This window comes from Acidibrevibacterium fodinaquatile, from assembly GCF_003352165.1.
GTDB lineage: Bacteria > Pseudomonadota > Alphaproteobacteria > Acetobacterales > Acetobacteraceae > Acidibrevibacterium > Acidibrevibacterium fodinaquatile.
Window position 1 is genome coordinate 616,911 of the sequence record NZ_CP029176.1, and the last position, 11,542, is coordinate 628,452.

General features: G+C 61.5%; 10 protein-coding genes and 2 pseudogenes. 9 read left to right on the plus strand and 3 right to left on the minus strand.

From position 1 onward, the window contains the following. Positions 1-39: 39 nt before the first annotated feature. The 3 genes from DEF76_RS03030 to DEF76_RS19205 are packed head-to-tail and all read left to right on the plus strand — an operon-like array spanning position 40 to position 2,564. On the plus strand, positions 40-432 hold the full coding sequence (locus tag DEF76_RS03030; protein WP_114911059.1) for a type II toxin-antitoxin system RelE/ParE family toxin: 393 nt from the start codon (positions 40-42) through the stop codon (positions 430-432). Continuing rightward, positions 407-733 carry a helix-turn-helix domain-containing protein gene (locus DEF76_RS03035; RefSeq protein WP_114911060.1) on the plus strand — a complete coding sequence of 109 codons (327 nt, stop codon included), beginning with the start codon at positions 407-409 and terminating at the stop codon, positions 731-733. Before DEF76_RS03030 ends, DEF76_RS03035 begins: the two co-directional genes overlap by 26 nt. 22 nt (positions 734-755) lie before the next feature. Next, positions 756-2,564, plus strand: a complete 1,809-nt coding sequence (locus tag DEF76_RS19205; protein ID WP_162800457.1) for a hypothetical protein — start codon at positions 756-758, stop codon at positions 2,562-2,564. 102 nt (positions 2,565-2,666) lie between these two features. Here DEF76_RS19205 and DEF76_RS03050 read toward each other — a convergent pair. Beyond that, a pseudogene (locus DEF76_RS03050) lies at positions 2,667-3,326 on the minus strand (IS3 family transposase); the annotation flags it as partial. Positions 3,327-3,519: 193 nt separating this feature from the next. Between DEF76_RS03050 and istA the strand changes: the two are divergent. Together istA and istB are read left to right on the plus strand one after the other, a co-directional pair. After that, complete coding sequence (gene istA, locus DEF76_RS03055; RefSeq protein WP_408842814.1) at positions 3,520-5,037, plus strand: IS21 family transposase; 1,518 nt, start codon at positions 3,520-3,522, stop codon at positions 5,035-5,037. Positions 5,038-5,058: 21 nt separating this feature from the next. Then, on the plus strand, positions 5,059-5,811 hold the full coding sequence (gene istB, locus DEF76_RS03060; RefSeq protein WP_114910999.1) for an IS21-like element helper ATPase IstB: 753 nt from the start codon (positions 5,059-5,061) through the stop codon (positions 5,809-5,811). A gap of 137 nt (positions 5,812-5,948) precedes the next feature. Here the strand turns inward: istB and DEF76_RS03065 are convergent. After that, positions 5,949-6,469, minus strand: a pseudogene (locus DEF76_RS03065) (transposase); the annotation flags it as partial. Positions 6,470-6,532: 63 nt separating this feature from the next. After that, entirely contained in the window at positions 6,533-7,339 is an 807-nt protein-coding gene (locus DEF76_RS03070) for a hypothetical protein (RefSeq protein WP_162800458.1), read from the minus strand. Between the two features lie 180 nt (positions 7,340-7,519). On the opposite strand from DEF76_RS03070, the gene DEF76_RS03075 reads away from it, so the two are divergent. The 4 genes from DEF76_RS03075 to tnpC all read left to right on the plus strand — a co-directional run bounded on the left by DEF76_RS03075 (position 7,520) and on the right by tnpC (position 11,540). After that, positions 7,520-8,707 carry an IS110 family RNA-guided transposase gene (locus DEF76_RS03075; RefSeq protein ID WP_205216090.1) on the plus strand — a complete coding sequence of 396 codons (1,188 nt, stop codon included), beginning with the start codon at positions 7,520-7,522 and terminating at the stop codon, positions 8,705-8,707. Positions 8,708-9,123: 416 nt separating this feature from the next. Further along, positions 9,124-9,567, plus strand: a complete 444-nt coding sequence (gene tnpA / locus DEF76_RS20320; RefSeq protein WP_114911064.1) for an IS66-like element accessory protein TnpA — start codon at positions 9,124-9,126, stop codon at positions 9,565-9,567. Next, entirely contained in the window at positions 9,564-9,920 is a 357-nt protein-coding gene (gene tnpB, locus DEF76_RS03085) for an IS66 family insertion sequence element accessory protein TnpB (protein ID WP_114911065.1), read from the plus strand. The genes tnpA and tnpB overlap by 4 nt, the downstream gene beginning before the upstream one ends. An 81-nt stretch (positions 9,921-10,001) precedes the next feature. Continuing rightward, complete coding sequence (tnpC, locus tag DEF76_RS03090) at positions 10,002-11,540, plus strand: IS66 family transposase (protein ID WP_408842817.1); 1,539 nt, start codon at positions 10,002-10,004, stop codon at positions 11,538-11,540. The last annotated feature ends 2 nt before the right edge of the window (positions 11,541-11,542 follow it).

Here is an 11,542-nt window from a genome sequence, read left to right on the forward strand (position 1 = left end):
GAGCTATATTCCGTTTGTCCCCGGTGGGCTCCACCGGGGATGAGCGTCTACGTTACGAAGGAGTTTGCCCGGTTCGCACGAAAAGCGGGGTTGGCGGACGCAAAGCTGCTCCAGGCGGCCATGGATGTGGCGAAGGGGAGTTACGACGCGGATCTTGGCGGCGGTGTGTTCAAGCAGCGCGTGGCGAGGGACGGCGGCGGTAAATCAGGTGGCTTTCGGATAATTATTCTGTTCCGAATTGGCGGCCACAGCTTCTTCGCCCATGGCTTTGCCAAGAGTGATAAGGCGAACGTGACGGCCAAGGAGCTGAAGGCCCTGAAGCGTTTGGCCGACGTGTTGCTGGGGTTTTCGGAGAAGCAGCTTGAAGGGGCTCAGGCAGCGGGTGAGTTGATCGAGGTAACAAGCGATGGCGGCGATAAAGAAAAAGGTTGAGAGCGGTATCCTGGCGTCGGTCCATAAGACCGCAGCCGGCCTCCACACGGCTGGGCTCGTCGACAAGGCGACGATGCGCGAATTCGACGCCCTGTGCCTGACGCCAGTCGAGCCTCTGACGCCTGATGAAATCCGGGCTCTGCGGGAGCGCGAGCAAGTCTCGCAACCCGTCTTTGCCCATTACCTGAATGTGCGGAAAGACGCCGTCAGCAAGTGGGAGCGTGGAGAGAAGCGACCAGACGGGCCGTCGCTCAAGCTGCTCAACCTAGTGAAGGTAAAGGGCTTGCGCGCGATCGCATGAAAGATTTGAAGGGACCCACGTAGTGCTTCAGATTACATCGGGGAAGCTCTATCCCAACGGGGCTGGCCGCAAAAACAAACTGCGTGGTGTCTTATATTCGAATCTGGTGCTCGCGGGATTGGACGATACACCTATTGTCACAGCCGCCGGAACATTGCTTCAAGTAGACCCATTTGGAGTACCAAGACCGCTTGTCTATGAGCTAACTGAACAGATGGAAGATGGCGAGATCGCGGCTGGCGTACTGGTTTCTCATGGTGTCCAGCCCTACCTGCACGATTTCGCCGCCGTCGTTTCATTCGTTCTTCGTGCCACTTGCACGCCCGATCCTGATCTATGCGCGCGGCTCCTGAGTGGAAAGCGAAGTCTCGGCGTCTCCACCTCTCCAGACAAGCTGCTTAGACGTGTATTCGATAAAGAGATTTGGGTTCGTTCCAATGATGCTGAGGTCTTGATAGCATTCGTCGCGAATCTAATCGCTCTAAAACGGAAATGCTTCCTCGCCGCAATGCAGGCGATACGCACCTATGTCACAGGTCTGCATAGGATCGCAGATGATCTTGAACTTGCTTATACCTTGCTGGTTGCATCCATCGAATCTCTGGCGCAGGACTTCGATGGTCACGAGGGGCAGTGGAGCGATTACGAAGAGTCAAAGCGCCGTCGTATCGACGCCGCACTAGCCGATGCAGATCCAATTACTGCTGAAAGGGTGCGGGGCGCTCTCGTGAAAATCGAGCATCTCGCCCTTTCGCGCAGATTTCGTGATTTTGCGCTCGACCATATTCCGCAGCATGCCCTCCGAGAAACGGGCCGCGTAGGCGCACCTGGGCGTCTTGATCTCCGCGACGGGCTCAAAGAGGCTTACAGCCTCCGCTCGCGTTACGTTCATAGCCTGCGAGACCTGCCACGGCTTTTAGATTCTGATTTTTCCTATACAGAGACTATTCAAAGTGGCCATGCAACCTACCTTACTCTTGAGGGCCTATCCCGTGTTGCCCGAACAGTCATCCTGGAATTCGTGTCACGGCAGCCAAAGGTCGAGACCGAAGTTTATGATTTTCGCTTAGAGAGACACGGCGTTATGCAGGCGCCGCTTGCGCCTCAGTACTGGATTGGAAGACCAGAGCTACTGAGCCCTGACGCGGGCCGGCAATGGCTTGAAGGTTTTCTGCAACAGTTTGCTGCTCACCTCCTCTCGAAAACCACCATGACCGATTTAGGCGCAATCTCGACCAGGATCGAAGAGATGCTTCCGGGCCTGACCGCCGGTCAGCGCACGCCTTTATCTGCTCTTTATTGTATCTACAACAAGATTGTCCCCCCGGAAAACCGCTCGCCTAACTTCACGGAGACTATCAATCGCAACCACGATGTTCTCGCGGCTCCGTCAGTTGAGGCTCTCGTCGTCCATCTCATTCTTGAAAAGGTGCCGAGCTGGACCTTAGATGACCATAAGACCTTGCTCGATCGCTACTTCAATCAACGTAATCAGAAAACTGGATTCCGAGCGCCTGAGCTATTCGAGGCCGGCCTCGTCCTTGCGCTAGCAGAGCGTTATCGTGCGGCGGGCGCACCTGAAGAGGCGAAGAGCCTCTTGTCATTCGCCGCCGACAATGCCCAAAACTTTCGGATTCTTCATTCGATTGAGCGTGAATTTGACCCTGAAATCGCTATAGATTGGGGCGTGTTGATACCTGACAGTACGCCGAAACAGACAGAAACGAATATAGACGCGAATCCAGCCCTGCACCCCGAAGGGCGGCATGATCCTCCTGACCCCGGAGCTGCGCGAGTGGCTGCTCGCCAACAGCGGCCGTCGGCACTTTGAAAAGCGTAATACCGCTTTTCAGGATTGCAGCTTTTGTGCTCTATACCTCTGAAAGGCAGCCGCGAGGTCCTCGTGGTGACCTGCCCCCCGGTCGCCCCTCAGTCATAACGAGAGTCCTTGGGGTTGATAATGGTTGGCTTCGGGTTGGGCAAGCGCGCCGGGCGCGGAGCCCTCAGATTGCTCAAGCGCCCGGCGCGCGTCGGCGGGGGTCTGGTTGGCGAGCGATGAGTGTGGCCTGACGTTGTTGTAGTCGTAGCGCCACAGGGCCAGCTTGCGGCGGGCATCGTCCAGGCTGTCGAAGATCTCTTCGTTGAGGCATTCATCGCGCAGGCTTGCGTTGAAGCTCTCGATGTAGCCGTTCTGCTGCGGCTTGCCGGGATCGATGTAATGCCACTCGACACCGTTCTCATTGGCCCATTTCAGAATGGCCTTGCTGGTGAACTCGGTTCCGTTGTCGGAGACGATGCAGGCGGGCTTCCCATAGATCCGGACGAGGGCATCGAGTTCCCGGGCCACCCGGGCGCCCGGGATGCTGGTGTCGGCCATCAGGCCGAGATTTTCTCGGCAGCAATCGTCATTCACCGCCAGGATGCGGAACTTGCGGCCGGCCCCGAAGGTATCCAACAGGAAATCGAGCGACCAACGCTGGTTCGGGCGCAGCGGCACAGGCATCGGCGTCCGGCTGCCACGCGCCCGTTTGCGGCCACGGCGGCGGCGGACAGACAGCCCCTCTTCGCGGTAAAGGCGGTAGAGTGCAGATTCCGACGGAAGCCGGCCGGGGATTCCGATTTGATGTCGGCCAGCGTTCCGATTTGAAGCCGGCCACCATTCCGATTTAATTCCGGCCACCTGGCGGGGATTTTTCAGCGTTTTCGGCTGGGTCAGCAACTCGGGCAACTGTCCTCTCGTTACCATCAACGAGGAGGGCTGGATGCCGGCGAAGAGAGAGCTGACGATGCGGCAGATACGACAAACCTTACGGCTGGCCAGTGACGGCATCAGCGCCAGGGCGATGGGGCGGATGCTGGGCGTGGCGCGGAGCACGATCCAGGACAATCTGAAGCGGGCGCAGGCAGCGGGGCTGGCGTGGCCGTTGCCGGCCGACCTCAGTGATGCGGTTTTGGAGGAGCGGCTGTTTGCCCGCAGCGGCGCGCCGCGGGGGGTGCGCCGGCGCGCCGAGCCGGTCTGGAGCGAGCTGGTCTGCGAGTTCAAGCGCCCGGGCGTGAACCTGATGGTGCTGTGGGAGGAATATCGCGCCGGGCATCCGGAAGGGTACAGCTACAGCCGGTTCTGCGATTTGTTCAGGGAGTTCGAGGCACGGCTGTCACCGGTCATGCGCCAGGAGCACCGGGCGGGCGACAAGGTGTTCGTCGATTATTCCGGCAAAAAGTTGGGCATCACCGATCCCGCAACTGGCATCGTGCGCATGGCGGAGATTTTTGTCGCGGTGCTGGGCGCGTCGAACTACACCTACGCGGAGGCGAGCTGGACCCAGACGCTGCCGGATTGGATCGGCGCGCATAGCCGCATGTTCCGGTTTTTTGGCGGCGTGCCGCGGCTGATCGTGCCGGATAATCTGAAGTCCGGCGTCAACAAGGCGTCGTTCTACGATCCAGAGATCAACCTGAGCTATGGCCGGATGGCCTCGCATTACGGTGTTGGTGTTTTGCCGGCCCGGCCGCGGCGCCCGAAGGACAAGGCGAAGGTGGAAGCCGGTGTCCGCTTTGCCCAGAGCTACATTCTGGGCCGGTTGCGCCAGCAGACTTTCTTCTCTCTGGCTGAAGCCAACCAGGCGATTGCCGGCATGGTGGAGCGGATCAACGCGCATGTCATGCGCAGGCTCGGCGTCAGCCGGCGGCATTTGTTCGAGACGATCGAACGCCAGGCTTTGGCGGCATTGCCAGAGACCGACCATGAGTTTGCGGAGTGGGGTTTTGCCCGCGTCTCGCTGGATTATCATGTCGAGGTCTGCGGCTTTTTCTACTCGGTGCCGCATCAGCTGATCCGCCAGCAAGTCGATACCCGCGCCACCGAGCGGATGGTTGAGATCTTCCACCAAGGCAAGCGGGTCGCGGTGCATCAGCGCCGCTATGGCGGTCCAAGGCACGGCACTGCCCCTGAGCATATGCCGAGCGCGCACCGGCGCTACGCCGCATGGACGCCGGAGCGGTTCCGCTCATGGGGCGCATCGATCGGCCCGCAGACCGAGGGGCTGATCATCGCCATCCTCGCCAACCGGCCGCATCCGGAACAGGGGTTTCGGACATGCCTTGGCATCCTGCGGCTGTTCAAGGAGTTGGACCGTCCGCGCGCCGAGGCGGTGGCGGCCCGAGCGGTCGCCTTTGGCGCGTTCAACTACAAGAGCATTGCCTCGATCATCGCCAGCAAGCTCGACCAGACGGCCAGCCCGCCAGATGAGGCGCAGGCGGTGCTGACCCACGGCAATCTGCGCGGCGCCGAATATTTTCACTGATTTCCACTGAAAGGAACAAGCATGCTCACCCACCCGACCCTCGACCTGCTGCTCAAACTCGGCCTGCACGGCATGGCCAAAGCCTTCAAGGACCTCGACGCCCGGCCGGAGGTTGCCGGTTTGGCCCATGCCGAATGGCTGGCTTTATTGCTCGAGCACGAGGCCACGTTGCGACAGCAGAAACGCTTCGAGAGCCGCGCCCGCGCGGCCAAATTGCGCCAGTCCGCCAGCGTCGAGGATGTCGATTACCGCGCCCCGCGCGGCCTCGACCGGGCACAGTTCCTGAAACTCGCCAGCTGTGACTGGGTGCGCGCCCGGCATAATCTGCTCATTACCGGCCCCTGCGGGGTCGGCAAAAGCTGGCTGGCCTGCGCGCTGGGCCAGAAGGCTTGCCGCGAGGATCTCTCGACCGCCTATCACCGGGTGCCGCGGCTGTTCTCTGCCCTGGCGCTGGCCCGCGCCGATGGCCGTTACGCCAGAACACTGCGCCAGATCGCCAGGCTCGACCTGTTGATTTTGGACGATTGGGGCCCCGAGACCCTGAACGCGGACCAACGCCGCGATCTGCTGGAAATTATCGATGACCGCCACGAGATGCGCTCCGTCATCATCACCAGCCAAGTGCCGGTCGAGCGCTGGTACGAAATCATCGGCGATCCCACCATCGCCGACGCCATCCTCGACCGCCTCGTCCACAACGCCTACCGCATCGAACTCACCGGCGAGAGCCTCCGTAAAAAGCGCGATCCGGCACCGGCCCACGCCCGAACTTGACCCAAAACAAGGACACGATAATCATTCAACCAGACCCAACCGAAGACGCTCAGGTGGCCGGCTTCAAATCGGAACCCCGGCCGGCTTCAGTTCGGAAGCAGTGGCCGGCTTCAAGTTGGAATGCATGGCCGACTTCATCGGAATCCGCAGTAGAGCTTCTTTTCGTTCATCACCATGCCCTTGCGCGCCAGCAGGATCCCGATGCGCCGGTAGCCAAAGCGGCGACGCTTTTCGGCGATCTTGTGCATTTCCTCACGGATCTCCGGATTGTCGGGCGAGCGCTCGCGCCGCACCGTCTTCGGATCGACGCCGACCAGGACACAGGCCCGGCGTTGAGAGATCGCATGACCTCGCATCGCCCGCTGCACCGCCTCCCGCCGTTGCATCGGCGTCGTCAGGATTTTCCCAGCAAATCCTTCAGCACGACGTTATCCAGCATCGCATCGGCCAGAAGACGCTTCAGCTTGGTATTCTCGTCCTCGACCTGCTTCAGCCGTTTGGCATCAGATAACTCCATCCCGCCATACTTGGCCTTCAGCTTGTAGAACGTCGCCGGGCTCAGCCCATGCTTCCGACAAAGCTCGGAGGTCGGCAGGCCAGCCTCTTGTTCCTTGATCATCCCGATAATCTGCGCCTCGGTGAAACGGCTTTTCCTCATCTCGTCTGCTCCTTCAGGGTGGGCAGACTCTACATCACGGCGAGGGCGCTTTCGGGGGGCAGGTCAGCCCGACCCCACTGAAACAATACGCATCAAGTCTGTATCGGCTTCTTTAACTCGCTGCTCGTTCGTGAGCGTTCCATCAAAAAAAGAGCCAACGAGAATATATTCGTCGTCGTAGTGATCATTATGTAGCGATTGTTCCTTAGCATTATCGAGGCCGCTATTCTGAAGCCACCGAATCCCACGCCAACTCTTCAAAATGAAAAATCTGGCGCTTATAGAGCCGGGCCAAAGAAGCGGAGCATGTCCTCGTGCTTCACAATCAGCGTTGTACGCTTCGTAAGCGATATGGTCGATTAGCCAGAGTTTGGCATCTCCCGATAACCGACCCGCTCGCAGATCGGACAAGCCGTCTTCTCCCAAGCAGCGACGTAGCTTGCCTACAATTTTTTCCGTTTGGGATTTCGGTCCAGTGGTAGGAGGCTGCTCGGCCTTCAGGTCTTCCAGAGATTCCTCAATCTTTGCCATCTCGCGCACGTACTGCTCACCTCCATTCGACGTTGCGTCAAATAGATGATCGAGAACCATTTGAAGATCGGAAGAAAACCACCCTTCGCGGGTGATAGCTCTTCCGGTATCTATCTCGATCCGCAGCGCTTCGGAAACGGAGACCGCCATTCGCGTCCGGGCACGTACCGGCATCAACGCCTCAAGATCACGACGAAGCGTCTCCCGCCAACCATCTGAATTCTTGACGGCCTCAACGAAGAGCGTGTCCGTCAAGATGAACCTCGCGTCTGGATTGCTTTTGTACGGAGAAAAATCCGATCGGCGAATCATATTCCGATCTACCACCCATTCCTTCATCTCTTTTCTCCGCGCTCCGCATTGGCTCCCATCGAGACCTGACCACTGCATATCTGGGGCTTACTCTTAGGGCGCGGTCATCCCTTCAGCAACGGAGTTCCAAGACAGAGATCCTATGGGGATGAGCGCAGCGCGGCCATACCGGGCTACGTGGGGGGTTCATCTATGGAAGGATTCAACATGTTTACCGAGAAGGAAGTCGCTGCCCCAGCTCCGTCCATCAATACCGATCCGATCTTCGTCGCGATCGAGATGAGCCGGTCGAAGTGGGTCGTGGGTACTCACATTCCCACGTCGAGCAAGGTGGGCATTCATACCGTCGAATGGGGCGACGCGGCCGCCTTGCTGGCTCTCGTCGAGCGGCTTCGATCTCGTGCCGCCGACGTCGTCGGCATCGCGGACGTGCCGGTCCTGTGCTGTTACGAAGCCGGGTACGAAGGCTTCTGGCTTTACCGCCGGCTCGCCGCCGCCGGGCTCCGTGTCTTGGTGATCGACCCTTCCAGCCTGCTGGTCAACCGACGCGCCAAGCGCGCGAAGACGGATCGGATCGACGCGAAGGCGATGATCCGTGCGCTGATGGCCTACAACAGGGGCGAGGACCAGGTGCTCAGCGCCGTCAACGTTCCTAGTGTGGAGCAGGAGGACCACCGTCGGCTCGTACGGGAACGACAGAGCTTGGTTTACGACTGCACCGCGCATACCAACCGCATTCGGGGACTCCTGCTGACACAAGGGATCGTCGGCTTCGACCCGCGCGCCAGCGGCGCTGAACGGCAGCTCGACGAACTTGTCACCGGTGATGGTCGCTCCCTCGGACCGCGGCTGAAAGACGAGATGCGACGCGAGATCGGCCGCCTTCGTGTTGTCCTCGAGCAGCTGAAGGACGTGAGTGCGGAGCGCGACGCCATCGCTCTCGGGAAGACGATCGAGACCCCGCACCGCGATCAGGGCTCGGCCGATGCCGATGCTGCGATGATCGCGTCGCTCGCCCGGATCAAAGGCGTCGGCCCGAACGACGCATCGGTGCTCGTGCGCGAGGCCTTCTGGCGCAAGTTCAACAACCGACGTGAGCTTGCCGCATGGAGCGGACTGGCGCCGATGCCCTGGGCGAGCGGAACAGTCAGCCGGGACCAAGGCATCGCAAAGACCGGTCCCGCCATCTTCCGCTCGCACATGCTGCAGATCGCCTGGCGCTGGCTTCATCATCAGCCGCAAAGCAGGCTGTCCCAGTGGTTCAACGAGCGGACGAACGGCGCGGCCGGTCGAGTCCGGCGGGTCATGATCGTGGCGCTCGCACGCAAGCTCCTCGTTGCGCTCTGGCGTTATGCGACGGCCGGCCTGGTGCCGACCGGCGCCATCGTCGCCTGAGTTCTCCAGATCCCCTGCCCGACAGGGGAGAACCGGGAGGATGTGTGACCGGCCCTCTGACTGGCTGAAAAACGCCGTCATTAGAGATGGGTCCCATCCCCTGGAGCGTCGAGCCCGCAGCAAACGGGATTATGGTCGCGAGGCCTGCCGACCGCAGGAACTCGAACCGGATAAAAGGTGAGTTGGCCAGACGCCAGCTTTGTGCAGGACGCTCTGCCCCGGTCGGTTGCCAACGCCATCACGCCGGCTTCGCCGGCGCCGATCGTGCGCGCCTTGGATACAGGCGGGGGTCGTTCAGCCGTCGTCCTTCCCCGGAAACGCGGTTCTTGACCGTAAGCGAAATCCCGAGGCCCTTCTTCTCATGAGTGGGTGACTTGTGCTCGTTGGATGCGGAGTTTGGGGATTGAGCGGTCGCTATGGACGTAATTGACGACGACGCGAAGGCGGGATTTCGGCGGATCGAGGTTCTGACGGGGCCTGGCCGGCGCCGGCGGTGGTCTGATGAGGAAAAGGCGCGGATTGTCGCCGAGACGTTGCAGCCGGGAGCGACGGTGACGGCGGTTGCGCGGCGCTGGGATGTTTGTCCGCAGCAGGTGTGGGGTTGGCGTCGGCAGGCCCGCGAGGGTCACCTGGCGCTGGTCGGGAACGGGCGAGTACCGCCTTTCGTGCCGATTGTGCCGGCGTCTTCCTTGTTTGTGTCGAGCAAGGGGGATGAAGCGGCCCGGCAAACGACAGAGTCCGCGACGTCGACGCCGTGCATCGAGATTCAACTCGCCGGAGCGATGGTGCGGGTGGCTGCGGGCATGGACGGCGCGCTGCTGACCGAAGTGCTGCGGGCGATCCGGGCGTCAGCGGCGTGATTGCGATCCCGCCGGGCGTGCGCGTGCTGGTAGCGACGCGTCCTGTGGATTTTCGCAGGGGCGCGCACGGGCTGGCGGCACTGGCCGCTGAGGTATTGGGTGAGGATCCGTTCTCCGGGACGGTGCTGGTGTTCCGAGCGAAGCGGGCGGATCGGGTCAAGCTTCTGATCTGGGATGGCAGCGGCCTGGTGCTGGTGTGGAAGCAGCTGTCGCAAGGGAGTTTCCGCTGGCCACCGGTGATGGATGGCGTGATGCGCCTGTCGGCGGTGGAATTCGCGACGTTGTTCGACGGACTGGATTGGTCGCGCGTGCAGACGACGCGAAGGATTCCCACACCGACGAAGGTCGCGTAGAATTGCGGCGTGACGCACGCCGCACCGACCCAGCCGGACCTGCCGACCGACGCCGAGGCGCTGCGCGCGCTGGTGCTGGCGATGATGGCCGAGCGCGATGCCATTGCCGCCGAGCGGGATGCCGTTGTCGTTGAACGCGACACGCTGACGGTCCGTAACGCGCAGTTGGAACATCTGCTGCGCACGCTGCGCCGCCTGCACTATGGCGCGAAGTCCGAACGCCTTCCCGAAGGACAGTTGCAACTCGGTCTCGAGGACACGGAAGCGGCGATCGCCAAAGTGGAAGCTGAAGCGGAGCGAGCCGATCCCGGACTTCATCGCGAGCGCACGGCGAAGCGTCGGGCCAATCGCGGCAAACTGCCAGCCCATTTGCCGCGGATCGAGATCGAACTCGCACCCGAGCAGACGGCCTGCCCATGCTGCCAGTCTGCCATGGTCGTGATCGGCGAGGACCGCTCCGAGCGGCTCGACGTCATTCCGGCACAGTTCCGGGTGCTGGTGACACGCCGGCCGAAACTCGCCTGCCGCGCCTGTTCGGGCGTCGTCGTGCAGCAACCGGCACCGGAGCGGCTGATTGCGGGCGGCATTCCGACCGAGGCGACCGTCGCGCACGTGCTTGTCGCCCGCTACGCCGATCATCTTCCCCTCTACCGCCAGGCGCAGATCTGGACCCGTCAGGGTGTGGCGATCGATCGTTCGACGCTGGCCTCCTGGGTCGGCACGGCGGCCGCCGAACTGGCCCCTGTGGCAGATCGATTGAAGCAGATCGTGCTGGCATCGGCGAGGATCTTTGCCGACGAGACCACGGTGCCGGTGCTTGATCCCGGCCGAGGGCGCACCAGGATGGGCTACTTCTGGGCAATCGCGCGGGATGACCGACCCTGGGGCGGAACGGATCCACCCGCGGTGGTCTACACCTACGCGCCTGGGCGCGGACACGCGCATGGTTGTGCCCTGCTCGGCGGCTATCGCGGTATTCTGCAGGTCGACGGCTATGCCGGCTACAAGAAGCTCACCGACCCGACCGGCAGGACAGGACCGAGCGCGCTGGCGTTCTGTTGGTCGCATGTCAGGCGTGGCTTCTATGATCTTGCCAAAGGCGGCTCTGCGCCGATTGCCGCGGAAGCATTGGAACGCATTGCCGCGCTCTATCGCATCGAGGCAGATATCCGCGGGCTGAACGCCGCCCAGCGCCGTGCACACCGACAGTACCACAGCGCCCCTCTGGTCTCGGATCTCGGCACCTGGTTCCAGGCGCAGCATACGAAACTCTTCGCCCGTGGCCCGACCGCGGAGGCGATCGGCTATGCCCTGAACCATTGGGACGGGCTGGTTCGCTTCCTTGACGACGGCCGTATCGAGATCGACTCGAATACGGTGGAACGAAGCATGCGCCCGGTCGCCCTGAGCCGGAAGAACGCATTGTTTGCCGGCAGCGATGACGGCGCTGCAAACTGGGCTGCGGTGGCTTCACTGATCGAAACCGCCTTATGCCGTGCGCGGCATAAGCAGGTTTATGCCGCCCGCCGAACTATGCCGAACGGTTCTGGAAGCAACCCGTCACTTGTCGCGCGCTTTCGGCCCGAAGAGCGGACGTCGTCCCAGTTCCATTCGGCATAGTT

Excerpts from the sequence above, each read along its gene's own strand:
- DEF76_RS03030 (WP_114911059.1), top strand. The coding sequence starts at position 40 with ATGAGCGTCTACGTTACGAAGGAGTTTGCCCGGTTCGCACGAAAAGCG.
- DEF76_RS03035 (WP_114911060.1), top strand. The coding sequence starts at position 407 with ATGGCGGCGATAAAGAAAAAGGTTGAGAGCGGTATCCTGGCGTCGGTC.
- istA (WP_408842814.1), top strand. The coding sequence starts at position 3,520 with ATGCGGCAGATACGACAAACCTTACGGCTGGCCAGTGACGGCATCAGC.
- istB (WP_114910999.1), top strand. The coding sequence starts at position 5,059 with ATGCTCACCCACCCGACCCTCGACCTGCTGCTCAAACTCGGCCTGCAC.
- DEF76_RS03070 (WP_162800458.1), bottom strand. The coding sequence starts at position 7,339 with ATGAAGGAATGGGTGGTAGATCGGAATATGATTCGCCGATCGGATTTT.
- DEF76_RS03075 (WP_205216090.1), top strand. The coding sequence starts at position 7,520 with ATGTTTACCGAGAAGGAAGTCGCTGCCCCAGCTCCGTCCATCAATACC.
- tnpA (WP_114911064.1), top strand. The coding sequence starts at position 9,124 with ATGGACGTAATTGACGACGACGCGAAGGCGGGATTTCGGCGGATCGAG.
- tnpC (WP_408842817.1), top strand. The coding sequence starts at position 10,002 with ATGATGGCCGAGCGCGATGCCATTGCCGCCGAGCGGGATGCCGTTGTC.